Source organism: Psychrobacter cryohalolentis K5 (assembly GCF_000013905.1).
Classification (GTDB): domain Bacteria; phylum Pseudomonadota; class Gammaproteobacteria; order Pseudomonadales; family Moraxellaceae; genus Psychrobacter; species Psychrobacter cryohalolentis.
Genome location: NC_007969.1, coordinates 1056123 through 1076225, shown reverse-complemented (window position 1 = coordinate 1076225; position 20103 = coordinate 1056123). Strand labels below are relative to the sequence as shown.

Below are 20103 nucleotides of genomic sequence, written 5' to 3'. Positions count from 1 at the left end.
TAAAGCAGTCACACTGTGAAAACTTACTATCGCTTAGACCCTCGGCCTTTTGAAGGGCGTTTGCCATTTGTAGCAGGCTTACCCTTGCCTCCAGACTTCTTGCCATCACTAAAAGGACGCCAATCTTTACCTTTAGAACCCGCTGGTTTTCTGGCACCATCCTTGGAGTGTTTTTTATTTCCCTTTGCCGCACCCGCTGTTTTTGAAGACGACTTTGCTTTTGACGAGTCATCAGTACGAGGATTTTTTCGTGGTGCATTACGAGATTTCTTAGCCGGTTTACTGTCTTGCGAAGAAGAATCTTCTACAGACTTAAGTAAAACAGACAGCTCTTTTGGCGTCAGGTCTCGCCAGTCTCCAACGGGCGTACCCTTGAGACTTACATTCATAATCCGCGTACGCTCAAGCTTGACTACTTCATAGCCAAAATGCTCACACATACGGCGAATTTGACGATTCAGACCTTGAACTAGCGTGATGTTAAACACGTTGGGCGCTACTTTAGTCACTGGGCATTTTTTCGTCATCTTCCCAAGCATTGGCACGCCACCGGCTAAACCCTCGATAACACTATCCGTTAACGGCTTATTCACCGTCACCAAATACTCTTTTTCATGGTTATTACCAGCACGCAATACCTTGTTCACCAGATCGCCATTACTGGTTAAAAAGATCAAACCTTGAGAGTCTTTATCCAAACGGCCAATCGGGAAAATACGTACGCTATGTCTAACAAAATCAACAATGTTATTTTTCTCGGAGCTTTCCGTGGTGCTCACAATGCCGACTGGCTTATTTAATACAATAAAAACAAAGTCATCAGCTTCTTTCGGCTCAATGAGCTGCCCGTTGACTTTCACCGTATCTCCAGCAACCACTTGATCACCCACTGCAGCACGCTTGCCATTGAGGTATACATTACCTTGTTCAATAAAGCGGTCAGCGTCTCGCCTGGAGCAAATACCGCTTTCACTGATGTATTTATTTAAACGAGTCGAGGAAGCGTTAAACATAAAGCACCGTTTTTACCTAATAAAAAGCCTTTCTTATTCAGAAAAAAGCCTAAATTGAATGGATCATCAACAACGAGATGGCTCGTATTATATAGGAAATTCAGTGCCCATTTCAGTAGAGATGGGAAGAAACCTAGAAATATATCCAGAGTCCTATAGATTGCGATAGCTTCGATAAAGCTTATTAATGATGTCAAAGGTTCAAAAAGCTAAAGGAATAGCGAGTAATATCTCGATAGAATTTAATGCTTTTAATAAAGAAATATTCTTACAAAAAGTGCCAATTAATAGATATACACTGTAGCGTGATTGAGTTAATACTAAAACTTTATACACGCGATTTATCTAAAGGCTATAAATACACAAAAATAATCGCTCATCTACACAAGGAAGAATAGAATGACAGGGATGGAGTTTTATACTAATGGACACATTGTTAGCGAAGCTGACAGTATGCGCCAGAAGCTAGGGGATTTAGCAAAACAGTACGACGCGACATCTGCCATTATTATTACAGATACTGGCATTTGTGAGCTGGGATACGTCGATATCGCACAAGAGTCTTTAGAGCAGGCTGGTATTAATGTTGTTATTTTCGACAGGGTTGTTGCTGATCCGCCTATTGAAGTCGTCGAAGAAGCTATTGAACTTGCCAGAGCGAACCAGTGTAATCTGGTCATCGGTTTAGGAGGTGGCAGCCCTATCGATACCGCGAAAATTGTCGCGCTATATCCCAATGACTTTCAATCGGTTAATGAGCTGTTAGAGGCAGATATTAGTGGTTTTAAAAAAATGCCGTTGTTTGCGATCCCCACCACTGCAGGTACTGGCGCAGAGGCTACCTTTGTATCTGTAATCACAGCAAAGGATGGCAGCAAGAAAGCCATATACACGCCTAAAATCCTACCTGATGTCGCGATTTTAGATGCGACGCTAACTCTCAAGCTTCCTCGCCATATTACTGCTGCCACTGCCTTAGATGCGATGGTTCACTGCATTGAAGCTTACACAAGCCGCACCAAAAAGAACCCCATTTCAGATGCGTTGGCTGTTAAAGGTTTGCAAATGCTATGGAGTAACTTTTATACAGTGCTCCATCACGGCGATGATATTGATGCTCGTGCTGATATGTTATTGGGTTCAACGCTAGCTGGTATCGCTTTTGTCAATGCTTCCGTAGCAGCTGTACATGGACTCTCCTACCCACTTAGCATTAACTTCCATGTGCCGCATGGGCATGCTAATGCGCTCGTGATGTGCAGTGTATTTACTTTCAACTTACCAGTAGCAGCACCTCCTTATGCAGAACTCGCGCGTGCAGTGATGCCTATCGACACTTCGGGCATGACTGACATAGAGGCTGCCCATCAATTTATTAATCAACTAAAGGACTTCTTGAAAACAAGTGGTCTAAAATATCGCTTAAATGAGCTAGATATAACGGGACAGGATATCCCCGCGTTAGCTGATATGGTCATTAATACCTATGCTCGTCTCATTGAAACCAATCCAATGGATATGTCTTTAGAGGAAGTAAAAATGATCTACCAAGAAATACTCTAATAAGCAGCAAATTTCTTAAATAATTTTGTCTATAAATCAAGGAAGATAGTTATGTCAAAATATGAGTTAGACGTGGTAGTTGATGGATTCCATTACCTAGAAGGACCGCGTTGGTACAAAAACGCTTTATGGTTTGTCGATTTTTATACCAAAGGCGTTTATCGTGTTAATGATGAAGGCGTTGCAGAAAAAATTGTGCATGTAGAACAGCAGCCATCTGGCCTAGGCTGGCTTCCTGACGGCCGTATGCTCGTTGTCTCTATGAAAGATCGTAAAGTGTTATGTTTAGAGGACAATGGCGAATTAGTTGTTCACGCTGATATTTGGAAGCATTGTGAGGGGCATGCTAACGATATGGTCGTTGCGCCTAATGGCAACGCTTATGTTGGAAACTTCGGTTTTGATCTGATGGGTGGTGCTGATCATAAACACACTGGTCTTGTATTGGTGAGACCTGATGGTACCTCTCAGGTTGTGGCAGAAGGTTTGGCCTTTCCAAATGGCATGGTCATTTCTGCGGATGAAAAGACATTAATCGTTAATGAGCTATTTGGTAATAAAGTATCACAGTTCGATATTAATAAAGACGGCACTTTAGGAGAAAAACGTGATTTTGCTAACTTTGGAGAGTTAGGAGACGAGCCAAATTTAGGGGCACGTATAGAGAACGCCAGCATCTTACCTGATGGTCTTGCCTTAGATAGCGAGGGCGCTGTTTGGATTGCAGATACCTTGAACCAACGTGCTGTTCGTATTAAAGAAGGGGGAGAAATCTTAGAAACCGTTGATACGGCACCTGACGGCATTTTTGCGGTCGCTCTTGGCGGACAAGATGGCAAAACATTGTTTATGTGTGCAGCACCTGACTGGAATGAAGCGTCACGCACCGCTGAAACTAAAGGGCGTATGCTATCTACACCAGTTAAAGTGGGTCATGCTGGTACGCCTTAGTTTAAGAATACGCCACTAAAAATATTGAGTCAGTATCAAAAATATATCTATCTACTACCCATTTATAATAAGAAACTAGAATCGATACCAATTTTATCGATTCTAGTTGTTTTAATCGAACCAATGAACTTGAGTGCGAAGAAAAGATAGTTAACAACAAGAATAATTAAACCACAGGAGTATGTATGTCAGCGACCAAAGAAGAAATAACAGCCTTTATGGCATTAGAATTTCCCCAAACCAAGTGCAAAGTTGAAGCAGTAGGCGATGATAGTTCGACCTTATCGCATGATATCGGTATAGATGAGCTACGTCCTGGTGGTACGGTCTCTGGCCCTGTATTGATGAGCATTGCTGATGTCGCACTCTATGTGGCGATACTTGGTAAGATTGGCATTGTAGCGTTGACAGTAACAACAACCCTTACCATCAATTTTCTGCGCAAACCATCAGCAGAAGCGCGTATCATTGCTGAGTGCACCTTGCTAAAGGTAGGGCGCACGCTCATTGTAGGTGAGGTTTCCTTGTACTCAGAAGGCTCTAGCGACTTGGTCGCGCATGTTGTTGGCACATATTCTGTACCGCCCAAGCACGACTAAGCTACTGTCTCAACATTGTTTTCTAGACTGTTTTCTAGATTGTCATGCTTTGGATTATTTAGATCATGATAATGCATTCCACTATGTGCTTTTTGGGTAGCTCAGTTCGCAAGCTTTGCCTTTTAGAGGAACGACTATGAATACCTAAACCAGCCCTTTAAAAAGGAAATAGCACCCAACCACGGTTAATAATACTGCAAAGCATTTTTTTAAAAGCTCTGGTGATAGTATATGGGCGACTTTTGCACCTAACTTAGCGGTGAAAAAGCTCATGATACTAATCCCTAAAAAGGCATAAATGTGGACAAAGCCAATGGTATTGGGCACATCAACTTGTTGCTGCATCCCAAAGAACATAAAGCCTAATGCTCCAGCGATGGCAATGGGCAAGCCACACGCTGCTGACGTGCCAACGGCTTTTTGCATGACCACACCGTAACGAGTTAAATAAGGCACCGTTAAGCTGCCGCCGCCAATACCAAAAATGGCAGAAGCAATACCAATAACCCCGCCTGCCGCTAGCTGCTTAGGTTTTGAGGGCAGTTCCGTATTAGCGCCATTGACATCATCAGCATGACTAACGACCTGCTTTTTACCAGCGAAAAACATCTTATAAGCGACCCACAGCAAAAACACCCCAACGATAAGCTGAAGATACAGCCCAGATATCTGTCCTGCAATCCCTGCCCCTAAAAAACAGCCAATCGCTAAGCCGGGTGCTAGGTTTTTAAAAACAGGCCACATGACGGCGCCCTTTTTATTATGCGCCATAAGCGAGCTGATAGAGGTGACAATGATGGTCGCCAGTGACGTACCTAAGGCCAAATGCATGATACTGTCAGGACTGTAATCCATTTGGGTAAAGACGATAAATAATAGTGGTACGATAATCGTGCCGCCGCCCACACCAAAAAGCCCCGCAGCAAATCCTGCTAGAGCGCCTATTATTAAGAAAATGATTAGTTCCACAGGATAGTTACTTCTCGGTTGAATGATAGTTTTATAGTCGATACAAAATAAAATGGATACGTTATCTGACAAGGTGAAACTGGTACAAATTTTTCTAGCTTGCTGTGCCTACGCCGACAAAGGCTACAAAAAATTCATTCCAGTTTCACGGTATCTTCTTGATATTGAGCTAACTATAGTTAGATGACAATTAGATAATCAATGTCAGAAAGTCAGCTTAAACGATTTCCACCTGACCTACTTGATGGTAAGCACGGTTGAAATAAACCAAGCTTTCATCAGCACTGCTTTGTTGGTAGCCTTGTTTGATGGCGACAACTCGGCACATAAAGACACTGTGCGTACCAACTTGCTGAATATCCTCAATCACACAGTCAAAACTGACCAATGCATCTGTTAAAACAGGGGCACCTGTTGCTAACTCAGTCCAAGAGCCCTGTTGAAATCGCTCTTCTGAGCATAATTTAGAAGCAAAGGCATTAGATATAGGCTCATGCTGTGCGCCCAACACATTGACACTTAAGGTTTTGTTTTCAAGAAAATGGGCATGTGAGCGAGACGTTTGATTCATACAGACCAGCAAGGTTGGCGGTGTATCGGTGACGCTACATACCGCCGAGGCAGTAAACCCATGAGCACCTGAGCTGCCTTTGGTGGTGATCACATTGACGGCTGTCGTCAACAAAGACATGGCATCTCTAAAGTCGGTTGCTTCAATCACATCTTTACTCATTGCTGCAATCCTAAATGTTAAATCGGTAAGTACATTGATAACTGAGGTCACTCATGAGTTTAAACAAGCTTTTATAGGCGGAGTTAAAGACCCAACCTATAAAAGCTAAATTTTGCATAAGTTTAGTCGGTAAATCCTAAGCTGTCAGCTCTTGACGCACGATTGCAGCGCCTGCACTTAACGCGTTCAACTTACCGCGTGCCACTTGGCGCGACAACGGTGCCATGCCGCAGTTGGTCGAAGGATAGAGCTTGTCTGCATCGACAAATTGCAGGGCTTTGCGTAGTGTATCAGCAACCTCTTCAGGGGTCTCAATGTTATTGGTTGCCACATCAATGGCACCAATCATCACTTTTTTACCGCGAATGAGTTCTATCAAATCCATCGGTACATGTGAGTTTTGACACTCTAAAGAGACAATATCGATATTAGACTGCTGCAATTTTGGAAAGGCTTGCTCATATTGACGCCACTCCGAACCCAGTGTCTTTTTCCAATCGGTATTGGCTTTGATGCCGTAGCCGTAGCATATATGCACCGCTGTCTCACACTTTAGACCTTCTATGGCGCGCTCTAAAATAGCGATGCCCCAGTCGTTGACGTCATCAAAGAACACGTTAAACGCTGGCTCATCGAATTGAATGATATCTACACCCGCCGCTTCTAATTCTCTGGCTTCTTGATTCAATATTTTAGCAAATTCCCACGCCAATTTTTCACGGCTTTTATAATGACCATCATATAAGGTATCAATCATCGTCATCGGACCAGGCAGTGCCCATTTGATCGGCTGGTCGGTTTGCTGACGTAAAAACTTGGCATCTTCAACAAAAACAGGCTTTTGACGGCTCACCGCCCCAACGACTGACGGCACACTTGCCTCATAACGATCACGAATTTTAACGGTTTTTCGATTCTCAAAATCGACGCCATCAAGATGTTCAATAAAGGTAGTGACAAAATGCTGACGGGTCTGCTCGCCATCACTGACAATATCAATCCCTGCATGTCGCTGCTCTTGCAATGTTAAACGTAGTGCATCTTGTTTGGCTTCAAACAACTGCTCCCCTTCTAATGCCCAAGGTGACCAGATTTTCTCAGGTTCGGCAAGCCAAGAAGGTTTTGGTAAACTGCCCGCTGTTGATGTTGGTAATAATTTTTGTGTCGGTAATAATATTGTCATGAGATTCATCTTCTTATTCATTCGTATTTTATATTTTGGCTATAGTTAGATTGCTTAGGCTGCCTTTTTTTTAGCCATTTCTTTTTGAGCCGCTTCTCTTTGAACAATCTCGCTTGCAACATCATAGCTTGCCGCCCATTCTTCAAGAATGTCTTGGTAAGGATTAATGAACTCGTCTTCCGTAAGTTTACCTTGCGTCACTGCCATCTGGCTGCGCTCCGCGCGATCATACACAATTTGCGTCAGTGAATAATCTTGGTACTTCAAACTGGGTTGATATATTTGAGCGGCGGTGGAATTGGCATTGTAAATTTCAGGTCGATAAATCTTTTGGAAGGTCTCCATGGTACTGATCGCACTGATTAGCTCAAGATCGGTGTAATCCGTCAGCAAGTCACCAGAAAAATAAAATGCTAAAGGTGCAGCACTGTTGGCAGGCATAAAATAGCGCACCGTTAAGCCCATTTTGGAAAAGTACTCATCGGTCAATGATCCTTTGTTCAAAGCGCAGCCATCTTGTCTATATTCAATCCCTAATACAGGATGCTGATTACCCGTACGATGATAGGTTTTACTACTTGAAACGCTTAGGCAAATCACTGGTTGTTTATTAAAATTGGCTTTATAGGCATCTGAATTTAATAAATGTTGAAACAGTTTACCGTGCAAATCGCCAAACTCTTCTGGCGGCGCAGATTTTGGATGGTTTGCAAAGTGTTCTGGTAACACAATGCTAAAATCATAATCGCGCACATAGGATGAGAAGCTGTTGCCAATCATACCGTCAATACGCTTATTTTCTTTATGATCAATGATCGTTGTTTTTAAGGTCTCAATGACTGGGAAGGTATGACCATTGCCTTTAATATCCAAGTCTGCAGAAATGATATCAACTTCAACAGAATAACGGTCGGCTGTCGGATTGTCCCAGTGTGCTAGATCATTAAAACGATTATTTATCATAGTCAGCGTTTTGCGTAAGTTCTCTTGACGACTCTCGCCACGAGCCAAATTCGCAAAGTTAGTCGTCAGACGCGTGCTGTCTGCAGGCTGATAATTTTCATCAAAACGAATGCTCGAGATGGAATATATAAATTGTTTACTCATGATAATTCGCTACCTTAATCTAATCTCATTATTTGAGATAAAACCGAATTTGTGTATGAGATGAATCATACCCGAACCAAAACATGAATAAAAATGATACTATTTAAATTAAAGATGAATAAAATTCATGTTGCTAGTTTTATAGTAGAAAAAGGAGGGAGTAGCGGATATTTTTACGACAGACTTAATAAATATTAAGCCTGTAAAGGGCGTTAAAGATGTGGTCTAGCGGGGTTAAAAGGTACGTTTATTAAGATCTATGTTTATTAAAGATTCGAATCAAAGCGTTTACTACTAAACGGCTGAGCATCAATAAATAATGGCTTACCATGAATCATCTCTTCAATGAGACGCCCTGTCACCGGTCCAAGTGTCAGACCTTGATGAGCATGACCAAAAGAAAACCATAAATTATCGTGTTTTGATGCAGGCCCAATAACTGGCTTCATGTCTGGCATGCATGGTCTTGTCCCACACCATGCTTCAGATTCAACAGCAGCATCAAGCGGCAACACTTTTTTTGCAAAAGTCAGTACAGTCTCTAACTGATTAAAATCTTTTGGATCATCTAACAATGCCATTTCAGCGCCAGTCGTGATTCTCACGCCTTGATCCATTGTGCCCATCACAAACCCTTTATCTACATCAAATAAGCTGTGAGAAAATGCGTTTTGGTCGGTGCTTTTAAAGTGTTGATGGTAGCCACGCATAGGAAATAGAGGAATTTTATAACCCAATGGTTTAATAAGATCAGCTGACCAAGGACCAGCAGCAATGACCAAATTCTGACATAGGTAGGTTCCGCTATCGGTAATGACCTGCCAGCCCTCTTCTGTCTGTATCATATTTTTTACGGTGGATTGTTTTATTTCTCCTGCCATTGCTTCAAAATTTTTAGCATATGCTTTCACAAGACTGCCGGGATTTTTTATCTGCCAAGAGTTTTTCCAGTGTATACCACCGACATAATCTGTAAAGTTCACATTTGGCTCTAGCGCTTGGAGCTCTGCTAGCGATAGAACCTGATACTCCACGCCTTTATCCGCCGCTTTTACCGCTTTATTAATGGATTTTTCAAAACTACTTGATTTACAATGAAGCTCAATCCAACCTATTTTACTGACCAGTTCATCAGCGCCTGACGCTCTAATCATAGGCTCATGCTCGTCTGTGCAATGCTGAATAAGCGTAGCCCACTCGTCATCAATCTCTTCAACGTTTTTTGGACTTGAGTGAATCCAATACTGTAATAACGGGCGCTGAAGACGATATATTGCAGACCAACGGTATCGAATATCAGCACTTTTATTGGGTAATACTCTAGATATTTCTTTAAAACTTCTAGGGAACGGTTTTGTATTTACCGCCTCTCTTGTAATGATACCGGCATTACCATAGGAAGTTTCTTCTCCTGGGCATTTTTTATCTAGCAAGAGAACTTGAGCATTGTTTTTCTGCAGATGCCAAGCAATAGAGGTTCCTACTATGCCGGCACCAATCACAATAACGTCATAGCGCATATCACTACCCCCAAGTAATCAGCTGACCCAAACCTTCGTCTTTAGCTTTTTGAGCAACTTTCAAAGCGACTGCCGCATCAAAACTGGCAGCCCCAACAGATTTGAACAGGGTGATGCCTTTTTTATATTGATTGATAGTAATATTTTTTGTGACCAAGTCCGCTAAATCGCCACTTAAATCGTCCCAAGTCCAACTACAACCCTCAGCAGCATCTGCTTGAATTAAATCGCCCGCTTCATGACGTCCGCCCGCGATATCATCGATGAAAACGTGTGAGCAGGCTTCAATGACGGAATCACTGACTTCTTTCATCTCAGGTTGATAAGCGCCTACCGCATTAATATGTACATCGGCTTTAATTTGGTTTATCTCAAACAAGCCTTCGGTTGCACGTGTCGCCAAGTTAATCACATCGGCATCTTTTACAGCGCTCGCGATATCTTCGCAGACTTCGATGGTGACCGACCATTCTGGATACTGTTCAGAAAACTGTGTTTTAAAGGTATTTGCACCCTTAGCAGCTCGATTCCATAGCGTTACCTTTTTGATATTTGGACATACAGTGAGCACAGCATTCAGCTGCTCATACGCCATCCCGCCACAGCCGATGACTGACACTTGCTGGCTATCTGGCTTTGCTAGATACTTACTTGCGATACCTGATAGCGCTGCCGTACGTACTTGAGTGACATAAACACCATCCATGAAGGCAAGGATTTCACCCGTATCATTGTTTGAGACACTCACCACAGCGGTAGTCGTCGGTAGATTTCGCTTTGGATTATCTGGACAAATAGTGACCAGTTTAACGATAGCAAATTCTTCATGACCGTCGAACAATACTGAAGGCATCGATAGATGTGAGCCACTGTTTTTATCACTGGCAGTGAAAGTTGGAATGACCAAGCGCTCAGGGCACTTAATCCACTCTGGATGCTGCACTTGTAAGGTCAACAGCTGCTCGATTGAGTCGATAGCCATGGTCATTGTCAATTGACTCTTTACCGTTTTGCTGTCTAAAATATGCATGAGAGTTCCTTATAGTTTTTATTAAAAATAAGTCTTAGTTGATTACGATACCATTCAACTAAAGATCAAAAATCTTGCCGCGATTCATAATACCATTGGGATCGAGCACTTTCTTAATCTCACGCAGATAATCAATCTCGGTTTCGCTACGGCTATAGTGTAGATAAGGCTTTTTAGTCATACCCACGCCATGTTCTGCTGAGATCGAACCACCATACTTCTGTACTACCTCAAAGATAGAATTATTTACCGTCTGGCATTGCCCAAAGAATTCATCTTTCGATAAATTCTCGGGCTTTAAAATATTGAGATGCAAGTTGCCATCACCAATATGTCCAAACCAGCAAATCTCAAAATCTGGATATTTGGCGTTTACGATCGTTTCTATATCATGGATAAAGTTTGGCACATGGCTGATGAGTACTGATATGTCATTTTTATACGGCGTGAATACTGAAATCGTCTCAGAGATATACTCGCGCAGCTTCCACAAGTCCATCGCCTGAGCCATACTCTGACTCATTACCCCATCAACTATCCAACCATTATCCATACAGTCTTCAAAGATAGCCATCGCCTTATCCATAATCGGCTCATACGGCGCTTCGAATTCTAATAAAACGTAGTATTTGGTTCGAGCTTCAAACGGCTCTTGCACATGCCCAGTCGCCATTAATTTATCAACCGCCACCTCATCAAAGAACTCAAACGCAGTCAAATCAATTTGTGCTTGAAAAGCCGCTAACACCTGCATCACATGGTCAAATTCATCCATGCCGAGCACCATCACGGTCAAATCTTGGGGTGGACGGTTGAGCTTCATTTGTGCTTCGGTGACGATACCTAATGTGCCTTCAGCGCCAATAAATAATTGACGTAAATCATAGCCAGTAGCGTTTTTAATCATGCCTCGATTCAGCTTAAGGATATCACCTTTGCCCGTCACGACAGTTAGACCCATTACCCATTGACGTGTCATGCCATAGCGAATCACTTTAATCCCGCCAGCATTGGTACCAATATTACCACCGATCTGACTCGAACCTGCTGAGGCAAAATCAACCGGATAATACAAATCCTGCGCTTCGGCAAATTGCTGTAGCTGCGCAGTAATCACACCGGCCTCCACCTCTACCAAACGATCAGCCGGATAAAACTGAACAATTTTATTCATCTTATCTAGGCTGACGACTATCTCACCATTGCTAGCGACTGCACCTGCCGATAGCCCAGTACGACCACCACTCGGTGTGATAACAATATTATACTCATTTGCCAGCTTTACTAAGGCTTGGACCTGCTTAGTAGATTTCGGAAATACGATAGCAGAGGGTGCTGGCGCAAAATGTTTGGTCCAGTCTTTACCCCAATGCTCTAGACTCACAGTATCCGTCTTAATCTGTGATGCATCATAACCATGCTGCTCTTGCAATATAGACAATACTTGCTCAGTCAATGCTAGCGTGGTTAAAGCATGCCCAGCTTCTAAAGTAGGCAGTGCTGAAAAATCAGTCACAATATACACTCCAAATAAATAAAAGCAGTGTGCCGTTCACTTAATCTCTCTGCCAGATCAGCGGCGGCAATAAATAAACACAACGCCCTGCGTCAAAAAACTAGGCTATGATTTTGAGACATTGACCCATATGATACAAAGTCAGCCCCAGCTCCGTATAGCCCGAACGCAGTCCCGACATGCTCACCTTAGCTTCTTTAACGGTCTTAAAAGGTAATGGCAAGACATCGCGGTCACCTGAGATAATATAATCGGCAAAGCATTTACCAATCATAGTACCTGTGGTAATCCCACGCCCATTGTATGCAGTCGCGGCAAGGATACCGTCTTCTGGCTCAAAGATACGCATGATATGGTCTTGCGTAAAGCCAAAGTGACCGTACCACTCATACTGCCACTTAAATTTAGGCAGATCTGGGAAATAGCTCTTTTGTACGACATTCGCCCAGTTTTGATAGAAGGTTTTGGACTTCATGGCTTTGCCACCGACGGTGCCAAGGAGTAAACGACCCTCTTTATCACGGCGAATACTGGACAATGCCAATCGCGTATCCCAAGCGCCTGTTTTATAAGGCAATATTCGATCTGCCACTTCACCGGTCAATGGCTCAGAGGCAATTTGATAATAATCAACCAAATAGAACGTCTTCTTAATATCTGTCCATTCGCCTTCGGTATAAGCATTGGTCGCGATGATGACTTTTTCAGCTTTCACTGCCGCATCAGCCGTACGCACATACCAATTACCATCAGATTTCTCAACTGAGGTTACTGCCGAGTGCTCATAGATACGTACGCCTAATTTAGTCGCGGCTGCCGCTAAGCCATTGACGTATGCGGATGGGTTAATAGTGCCCGCACGATGATCGAGCAGAGCCTTATTGATACTGGTTGTCCCGCAGTATTCATGGCAGCGCGCACCGGTTAACACCTCGGCATGAACACCGCGACGTATCAACTGATCATAACGGATGTCCACATCGGCTTCACCCTTGGCATTGTGTGCCATATGGATATTGCCCGTACGCGTATCCTTTGCATCAATATGATGGCGATCGATGATGTCAAACACGAGACTTGGCGCCTGACCGAGCGCAGTCCCTAAACGTTCACCAACCTCTTCTCCCATGATTTTATTGAGGTCATCAGGACGAGCCCAAGTACCGGCATTCACAAAACCCACATTGCGTCCTGAGCCGCCGCTACCGATGATCTTACTCTCTAGTAACACCACCGCCACTCCTTGCTCCGCCAGATGGATCGCAGCAGACAGTCCAGTATAACCACCGCCGATGATACAAACTCGTGTTTGCGTTTCGCTTGTTAGGGTATCGTAGTGGTGAGTTTTGGGCGCAGTGACGCTCCACAAACATTGCTCTTGCAACATCTCAAGTTCCTTCTAAATTATACGTTTTCTACGGTAGAGAGCGTGCTTGTGTTATCGATGACAGTCGGTTTTTCACGAGGAATAAATTTATTTAAGACGACCCATAGCAAGCCAAACAATGGTGATAACCAGCAGGCAAAGGCGAATGGAGCGTAAGTTAAGGTCGCAATACCTAGGGTTGCCGCGACAAAGCTACCGCCCATATTCCAAGGAATAAGTGGCGATAACAGCGTACCCGTATCTTCGATAGAGCGAGTAAGCGTCGTGCGCTTGTAACCCATCTCTTTATACTTATCTTTGAGCAGACGACCCGGTAAGACTAGCGTGGTATAGACATCACCGATAAGCGTACCAACACCGATGGTACTGGCATAAGTCGTAATCACTAAACCAAATCTCGATTTCACCATGTTGTTGATTTTGGCCATGATGGCTTTTAATGTACCGTAATGCTCAATTGAACCGACAAAAGCTAGTGCAAAGATAGTTAAGGTCACGACCCAAGTCATGGACATCACGCCACCTTTAGACAACAGTTGATCGACCACAGCAAAGCCGGTCTCACTTTTAAAACCGTTTTGTAGGACGTTAAAGATGTCATGGACACCGACGCCTTGCATAAAGAATGCGACAAGACCTGCGACTACCACACCTGACAATACCGTTGGAATGGCTGGCATTTTCATAACAGCTGCAATGACGACGACAACAGCAGGTAATAAAGTAATAATGCTCAGGTTATAGTTCGCTGCTAATGAGGTTTGTATTTCTTTGATTGAGGTGAGATCGACATTGTCTGCGCCGTAGCTCATACCAATCCAAGCATAGAGAATCAGAGCAGTCACCATGGCAGGTACAGTCGTCGGCAACATGCCACGGATATGGTCCCAGAGGTCAACACCGGCAGCAGCTGGTGTTAAGTTCGTGGTGTCAGACAACGGAGACATTTTGTCGCCAAAAAAAGCACCAGAGACGATGGCACCACCTGTTAGTGACGGTGGAATACCTAACCCCAAACCAATACCCATCATAGCTAAACCGACTGTGCCAACCGTGCCCCAAGAGGTACCCGTTGCTACTGAAATAATGGCACAAATAAGACAAACAGAGACTAGAAATGAGGAGGGAGAAAAAACACTAAAGCCGTAGTATAAAATAGTGGGTACAGTGCCGGCGATAATCCAAGCACCGATGAGCATCCCTACACCCATCAAGATGATCATGGCAGGCAGACCAATTTTCACAACCTTTAAAAAACGCTCTTCCATACCATCCCAGCTGCGACCACGTATCTTCATAAACAGACCGGTGATCAAGATGCCACATGCTAGCGGAATATGCGGAGTAAAATCTTTAAAGACAAAAAATTGCACCATTAGAATAATGGCAGTCAGTATCAGTGGGGCAATATCTAGCAGGAAGCTAGAAGAAGGATCATAACCTTCGATATCAGGGTCATGCGGTTTGTGAGGTTTATCTGCAATCATAATATATCTACCTATCCTAGTAGTTAAAACCAAATCCATTGGTATATAGTCATCGTACGATGTTGCTCATTGGTCAGATGCAAACCAATCTAGTGACCTAAGTCACTTCTCTAAATGCATTTATATTAAATAATCAATTAAAACAATAACTTAATAATCATGTTAAAGAATAAAGTATTGCCATCAATCAAAATAAATATTTGAAAGATATTCATGAATCATTAAAAGGGTTTAAAAAATAAAGCGTTAAACAGTAATCTTAATTAAAACGGCTATCCGCTATCTTTGCGGCTTATTGACGGTCTAAAAATAGATTCAAAACAGAATTTAAAAGGATACAAGTAATGCTAAGGGCAGTTAAGCGCACATAACGCGCGCTTAACTGGCTAAAAACACACTTTTACATTAGCAACTATGGCTTGCATTAACCGAAATTAATACCTTGTGCTAGTGGTAGCTCAGTTGAGTAGTTGACCGTATTGGTCTGACGACGCATGTAGTTTTTCCACGCATCAGAGCCTGACTCACGACCACCGCCGGTTTCTTTTTCGCCGCCGAATGCGCCACCAATCTCAGCACCGCTGGTACCGATGTTGACGTTGGCAATACCACAGTCACTACCGCGGGCACTTAAGAACAGCTCAGCTTCACGTAAGTCATTGGTAAAGACGCAAGAAGATAAACCTTGTGGTACGTCATTTTGCAGCTCTAAAGCTTCGTCGAATTCTGTATAGGTCATGACATATAAGATAGGCGCGAAAGTCTCATGACGGACGACGTCATTTTGCGCATCCATCTCAACAATAGCAGGCGTCACGTAGTAAGCGTTTGGATACTTATCTTGTAAAACACGCTCACCACCAGTCACTGTACCGCCGGCTGCACGGGCTTTACTCAAGGCATCTTGCATGTTATTAAAGCTATCTTCATCGATAAGCGGACCGACCAAGTTGCCTTCTAGTGGATGACCGATGCTCACGGTTGAATAAGCGGCTTTTACGCGTGGTAAGATGTCATCTTTTACAGATTCGTGGACAAATAAACGGCGTAGCGTGGTGCAGCGCTGACCTGCCGTACCGACAGCTGAAAATAAAATACCGCGTAAGGCTAGGTCTAAATCGGCACTTGGCGTTAGGATCATGGCGTTGTTACCACCAAGTTCAAGTAAAGACTTACCGAAACGCTCAGCGACTTTTGGCCCTACGATTCTGCCCATACGTGTGCTGCCCGTCGCACTGACGAGAGCCACATCTTTATGCTCAACCAACGCATTACCGACATCGGCTTCACCCAATAAGAGCTGAGATAGATTGGCAGGCGCATCACCAAATTTGGCCAAAGCTTTTTCGAATAGCGCTTGGCAAGCGATGGCGGTTAAAGGGGTTTTTTCTGAAGGTTTCCAGATGACAGGGTTACCACAGACCAAGGCTAGCGCCGTGTTCCATGACCAAACCGCAACAGGAAAGTTAAATGCTGAGATGACCGCGATGACGCCGAGTGGCTGCCAAGTTTCGCGCATGTGGTGACCAGGACGCTCTGAGGCGATAGTCAAACCATAAAGCTGACGAGATAGACCTACTGCAAAGTCGCAGATATCGATCATCTCTTGGACCTCGCCTAGACCTTCTTCTTTGATTTTACCGGCTTCTAGAGAAACTAGCGCGCCTAGATCTTCTTTGTGCTCACGGAGCACTTCGCCTAAAATACGGACCAATTCGCCACGCTTAGGAGCAGGCACTGTACGCCATTCTTTGAAGGCTTTTTTAGCATCTTGTATTTGTGTGTCGACATCATTCACTTGATGCAAAGCGACCTTACCGATGACTTCACCATCGATAGGGCTATGAACTGCGAAATCGCCTGCTTGGTACTGGCTTTCGTCGACGCCCATGGCTGACATATATTGCTTAATCATACTGACTCCTTTGTATAGTATTTCGTTACGTCCGTGCAGATCTATAAACTACCCTGCCGTCGCTCAAGTTGCAAAATAATAAATTTCTTGCTGTCATTCATTTTTGGAATGGCATTCTAAACTTAGTGGATAAAATCTTAATGAATCAATATATTGACTGATATCCTTTTCACTGCATTAAAGCGGATTAAACCTTACTGGCCTAAAACAATTTTTTAACTGCGCCACTGTTTTGTCTTTTAACCATAAGTTGCTTTAGGCCACTTGTCGTAATGAGGCCAAACACGCTTGTAGACTCTCGTTCTGCCGCTGCGCATATAATGCCAATTCATCTTGCACACGCATGCCTAAGGCTTGCTCAAATTCTTGCTTATTGGACTGACCATCATAGCTGTTCTCGCTATCTCTATGAAGATTGGACTGGAAGATACCGGCTGCACTCACAGGCAAAAAGTCTTCATAAACAATCGGCTCGATACGAATGATATCTTGCTCAATCAGGCTTTGCAGATTAGCAGCAGAGAGCTCGTTTGACGATGGATCCACGAACTGATTTGCAAAAGCTTCCTTGTCAGCTACCTGATAGAGGAAATAAGCGAGCTGCTCATGATGCAGTGTCTGATAATCGTCTGGAAAAGCGGCAAAAGATTCGCTTAATAATCGATAATATTGCTCAGCATTGTCTTCATTTGGGGTCATGCCCAATTTTTCACGAGCTTCGGTTAGCAATTGGTCGTAAAGGGCACGGCCTTTTGGGGTCAGGGCTACACCGCGCTGCTCAATTTCACCAAAGCGAGCAGTATGCTGACCTGATTCATATTGACCTTCAACATCTTTAAAACTTACTGCTTCTACTAATGCCTTAAAACTGGTCTGGCGCAAAAGAATAGGACAGTAACGGCGTGGCGGTCCCTCAATGATCGCTTTTGGTGTAATCCCTCGGCGCTGCATACCTTGTTGGACGGCATCGATATCTAGCGTCCTTGGGGTCAAATGATTGATATGTGGTCCTTTAAACCCAACCACATCGGCAATCAGTTGATGCTGACCTGCCAACTGCTCATATACGTCTTTCGAGATAGGCGACTGCTCATGCCAGCGGAAAGTCTCTAACGCTTCTTGGACAAATTGCTCACCCTGCTCATTCGTTAGACCGCCCTCGTTTTCATAAATTTTAATCAGTTTGATTGCGTCATCGGTAAAAATACAGCGTGCATCCAATGCCGCTTGGGCTTGTTGCTTGAGCGTCGCATCGCCAATCAAATCTAAACGCAATAATGAGGTAAATACGCGAAACGGACTATTATTGAGCGATGCCGTATCAATCGCGCGAAACGCTGTAGAATGCACTGGCACGCCAGCAGGCGCTAGGTCATAGTAACCGACCGGGTGCATGCCCATAACTGCAAACAAACGACGCATCATCATAAGCTCTGCCGCCGTACCCAATCGAATCGCTCCATGGCGCTCCATGCTGAGTCTATCGATTTCATTAGTATTCTTAAGCTGTTCAGCAATCTCAGGTTGCTTGTCCAATACATCCTTATTAACTTCAGCGACCAGATTCATAAGATCAGTATATAGCGGCACTTCTTTTTGATACATCTTTGACATAGCGAGCGAAAAACGATGACGGATATCATCACTGCTCATATTTCTTTGGTTTGAACTTAAATGCTCTAAACTCACGGTTATTCTCCTTAAACTGCTTGTGATGACAAATGAATAATAGTTAAAAATGATGGCTACTTGATATAGAAAAATAGAAGCTACAAGCAATATTACTCATTGAATCGGCAGCTCGTTTGGGATGGATGCTAGAATGCCTTTCAAGATATCAAGACCTTCTTGTAGGGTTTCAGGCTCAATCGTTAATGGCGGTAATAAGCGAATAATATGGCGGTATTTACCACTAGGCATCAACAGCAGTCCTTGCTTACGAGCTTCCGCTAAAATATAGGCCATCACGCTTGGGTGCGTACCGTGAGACGGATGACGCAGTTCAATGCCACGCATAGCACCGATACCGGTTAAACTATATAACCAAGGCGTTATACCCTCTTGCTGCCACTGCGCTATCGTCTTTTCAATGGTCTGCTGATAGTGTTTTGCGAAGTCCCATACGGCATTTTCTGCCATGATATCGAGCGTGGCATTGGCAGCAGCACATGCTACTGGGTTGCCAGAATAAGTACCGCCCAAGCTGCCCTTTGGTAAGTCGTTCATGACAGTGCCTTTACCAATGACTGCCCCCAATGGTAAACCGCCGGCAATACTTTTACCCAGCAATACCATATCAGGCTCGATACCTAGATGGCTGAAAGCAAAAGGTGTACCTGTACGCCCAAAGCCTGACTGAATCTCGTCCATAATGAGCAAGATGCCATGATCATCACAAAACTTACGTAAGTATTGAGCAAATTTTGACGACATTAATTGAAAACCGCCCTCGCCTTGTACAGGTTCTGCGATGATAGCGCCGATATTACCAATATCCGTTTCGACCTCGAACAGGCGCAGCAAAGTGTCAATCGCTTGCTGGTCACTGATATTATTATCAGGGCTTGGGAATGGGATATGATAGACACTGCCGGCAAGAGGGCCAAGACCACGTTTATACGGGGCCACTTTACCATTGAGATTAACAGCTGCGAGGGTACGGCCATGAAAGCCGCCATCAAAAGCAATCACACCGACACGACCAGTCTTCATACGGGCAATTTTGATCGCGTTTTCGGTCGCTTCGGCGCCGCAATTGGTTAACATGCCTGCAAGTTTGCCTGCAATGGGAACTAAATCGCAAAGTCTCGGCATGAGCTTTTGGTAAGGCAGGTGACCTGCCGCATTATAAGCGTAGTGGATGAGGTTTTGTGATTGATCGATGATAGCGTCCACGATATGCGGATGACAATGACCAAAATTTAATACGCCGATACCACCGACGAAATCAATATAGTGCTTGCCATTCGTATCCCAAACGTGCGCATTTTTACCTTTGCTAAGGGTTACTGGATGCACCATGGTGAATGCATCGGTAACGTTATACAACGAATCCATGAACGTCTCTCATCTTCCTTGAGTTAGACGCTCATTTCAACAAAACGATAGGATTTGGGCAAACGAATAATAG

Annotated in this window: 16 protein-coding genes; 3 read left to right on the top strand and 13 right to left on the bottom strand. The window is 43.8% G+C overall.

Annotated elements, in window-relative coordinates:
- Positions 1 to 26 precede the first annotated feature (26 nt).
- The gene (gene rluF, locus PCRYO_RS04690) at positions 27 to 1013 is read right to left on the bottom strand and encodes a 23S rRNA pseudouridine(2604) synthase RluF (protein ID WP_011513250.1); all 987 of its coding nucleotides are present in this window, start codon (positions 1011 to 1013) and stop codon (positions 27 to 29) included.
- A gap of 399 nt (positions 1014 to 1412) precedes the next feature.
- Between rluF and PCRYO_RS04685 the strand changes: the two genes are divergently transcribed.
- The 3 genes from PCRYO_RS04685 to PCRYO_RS04675 all read left to right on the top strand — a co-directional run bounded on the left by PCRYO_RS04685 (position 1413) and on the right by PCRYO_RS04675 (position 4126).
- The gene (locus PCRYO_RS04685) at positions 1413 to 2576 is read left to right on the top strand and encodes an iron-containing alcohol dehydrogenase (RefSeq protein ID WP_011513249.1); all 1164 of its coding nucleotides are present in this window, start codon (positions 1413 to 1415) and stop codon (positions 2574 to 2576) included.
- A gap of 51 nt (positions 2577 to 2627) precedes the next feature.
- On the top strand, positions 2628 to 3527 hold the full coding sequence (locus tag PCRYO_RS04680) for an SMP-30/gluconolactonase/LRE family protein (RefSeq protein ID WP_011513248.1): 900 nt from the start codon (positions 2628 to 2630) through the stop codon (positions 3525 to 3527).
- Positions 3528 to 3712: 185 nt separating this feature from the next.
- Entirely contained in the window at positions 3713 to 4126 is a 414-nt protein-coding gene (locus tag PCRYO_RS04675) for a PaaI family thioesterase (protein ID WP_011513247.1), read from the top strand.
- Positions 4127 to 4270: 144 nt separating this feature from the next.
- On the opposite strand, the gene PCRYO_RS04670 is transcribed toward PCRYO_RS04675, so the two are convergent.
- From PCRYO_RS04670 to PCRYO_RS04615, 12 genes are all read right to left on the bottom strand, one after another.
- The gene (locus PCRYO_RS04670; RefSeq protein WP_041753420.1) at positions 4271 to 5095 is read right to left on the bottom strand and encodes a sulfite exporter TauE/SafE family protein; all 825 of its coding nucleotides are present in this window, start codon (positions 5093 to 5095) and stop codon (positions 4271 to 4273) included.
- Positions 5096 to 5312: 217 nt separating this feature from the next.
- A complete protein-coding gene (locus tag PCRYO_RS04665; RefSeq protein ID WP_192941346.1) occupies positions 5313 to 5816 on the bottom strand; it encodes a flavin reductase in 504 nt (167 codons plus the stop codon).
- Between the two features lie 148 nt (positions 5817 to 5964).
- On the bottom strand, positions 5965 to 7011 hold the full coding sequence (locus tag PCRYO_RS04660; protein WP_041753418.1) for a methionine synthase: 1047 nt from the start codon (positions 7009 to 7011) through the stop codon (positions 5965 to 5967).
- Between the two features lie 54 nt (positions 7012 to 7065).
- The gene (locus PCRYO_RS04655; RefSeq protein WP_011513243.1) at positions 7066 to 8118 is read right to left on the bottom strand and encodes a DUF1852 domain-containing protein; all 1053 of its coding nucleotides are present in this window, start codon (positions 8116 to 8118) and stop codon (positions 7066 to 7068) included.
- Between the two features lie 266 nt (positions 8119 to 8384).
- Positions 8385 to 9638: an NAD(P)/FAD-dependent oxidoreductase gene (locus tag PCRYO_RS04650; protein ID WP_011513242.1), complete on the bottom strand. Its 1254-nt coding sequence runs from the start codon at positions 9636 to 9638 to the stop codon at positions 8385 to 8387.
- Positions 9639 to 9642: 4 nt separating this feature from the next.
- Positions 9643 to 10668, bottom strand: coding sequence for an ornithine cyclodeaminase family protein (locus PCRYO_RS04645; RefSeq protein ID WP_011513241.1), 1026 nt, complete (start codon positions 10666 to 10668; stop codon positions 9643 to 9645).
- 58 nt (positions 10669 to 10726) lie between these two features.
- Positions 10727 to 12124: an FAD-binding oxidoreductase gene (locus PCRYO_RS04640; protein WP_406626820.1), complete on the bottom strand. Its 1398-nt coding sequence runs from the start codon at positions 12122 to 12124 to the stop codon at positions 10727 to 10729.
- A 160-nt stretch (positions 12125 to 12284) separates the two neighbouring features.
- Positions 12285 to 13571, bottom strand: a complete 1287-nt coding sequence (locus PCRYO_RS04635; protein WP_011513239.1) for an L-pipecolate oxidase — start codon at positions 13569 to 13571, stop codon at positions 12285 to 12287.
- A gap of 17 nt (positions 13572 to 13588) precedes the next feature.
- Positions 13589 to 15058 carry a Na+/H+ antiporter NhaC gene (gene nhaC / locus PCRYO_RS04630; protein WP_011513238.1) on the bottom strand — a complete coding sequence of 490 codons (1470 nt, stop codon included), beginning with the start codon at positions 15056 to 15058 and terminating at the stop codon, positions 13589 to 13591.
- A 424-nt stretch (positions 15059 to 15482) separates the two neighbouring features.
- A complete protein-coding gene (locus PCRYO_RS04625) occupies positions 15483 to 16973 on the bottom strand; it encodes an L-piperidine-6-carboxylate dehydrogenase (protein WP_011513237.1) in 1491 nt (496 codons plus the stop codon).
- Positions 16974 to 17228: 255 nt separating this feature from the next.
- Positions 17229 to 18626 (bottom strand): 2-oxoadipate dioxygenase/decarboxylase HglS, encoded by a 1398-nt coding sequence (locus PCRYO_RS04620; protein ID WP_011513236.1) that lies wholly within the window; start codon positions 18624 to 18626, stop codon positions 17229 to 17231.
- A 132-nt stretch (positions 18627 to 18758) separates the two neighbouring features.
- Positions 18759 to 20030 (bottom strand): 2-aminoadipate transaminase, encoded by a 1272-nt coding sequence (locus PCRYO_RS04615; protein ID WP_011513235.1) that lies wholly within the window; start codon positions 20028 to 20030, stop codon positions 18759 to 18761.
- Positions 20031 to 20103: the final 73 nt, after the last annotated feature.

Excerpts from the sequence above, each read along its gene's own strand:
- rluF (WP_011513250.1), bottom strand. The coding sequence starts at position 1,013 with ATGTTTAACGCTTCCTCGACTCGTTTAAATAAATACATCAGTGAAAGC.
- PCRYO_RS04685 (WP_011513249.1), top strand. The coding sequence starts at position 1,413 with ATGACAGGGATGGAGTTTTATACTAATGGACACATTGTTAGCGAAGCT.
- PCRYO_RS04680 (WP_011513248.1), top strand. The coding sequence starts at position 2,628 with ATGTCAAAATATGAGTTAGACGTGGTAGTTGATGGATTCCATTACCTA.
- PCRYO_RS04675 (WP_011513247.1), top strand. The coding sequence starts at position 3,713 with ATGTCAGCGACCAAAGAAGAAATAACAGCCTTTATGGCATTAGAATTT.
- PCRYO_RS04660 (WP_041753418.1), bottom strand. The coding sequence starts at position 7,011 with ATGACAATATTATTACCGACACAAAAATTATTACCAACATCAACAGCG.
- PCRYO_RS04655 (WP_011513243.1), bottom strand. The coding sequence starts at position 8,118 with ATGAGTAAACAATTTATATATTCCATCTCGAGCATTCGTTTTGATGAA.
- PCRYO_RS04650 (WP_011513242.1), bottom strand. The coding sequence starts at position 9,638 with ATGCGCTATGACGTTATTGTGATTGGTGCCGGCATAGTAGGAACCTCT.
- PCRYO_RS04645 (WP_011513241.1), bottom strand. The coding sequence starts at position 10,668 with ATGCATATTTTAGACAGCAAAACGGTAAAGAGTCAATTGACAATGACC.
- PCRYO_RS04635 (WP_011513239.1), bottom strand. The coding sequence starts at position 13,571 with ATGTTGCAAGAGCAATGTTTGTGGAGCGTCACTGCGCCCAAAACTCAC.
- nhaC (WP_011513238.1), bottom strand. The coding sequence starts at position 15,058 with ATGATTGCAGATAAACCTCACAAACCGCATGACCCTGATATCGAAGGT.
- PCRYO_RS04625 (WP_011513237.1), bottom strand. The coding sequence starts at position 16,973 with ATGATTAAGCAATATATGTCAGCCATGGGCGTCGACGAAAGCCAGTAC.
- PCRYO_RS04620 (WP_011513236.1), bottom strand. The coding sequence starts at position 18,626 with ATGAGCAGTGATGATATCCGTCATCGTTTTTCGCTCGCTATGTCAAAG.
- PCRYO_RS04615 (WP_011513235.1), bottom strand. The coding sequence starts at position 20,030 with ATGGATTCGTTGTATAACGTTACCGATGCATTCACCATGGTGCATCCA.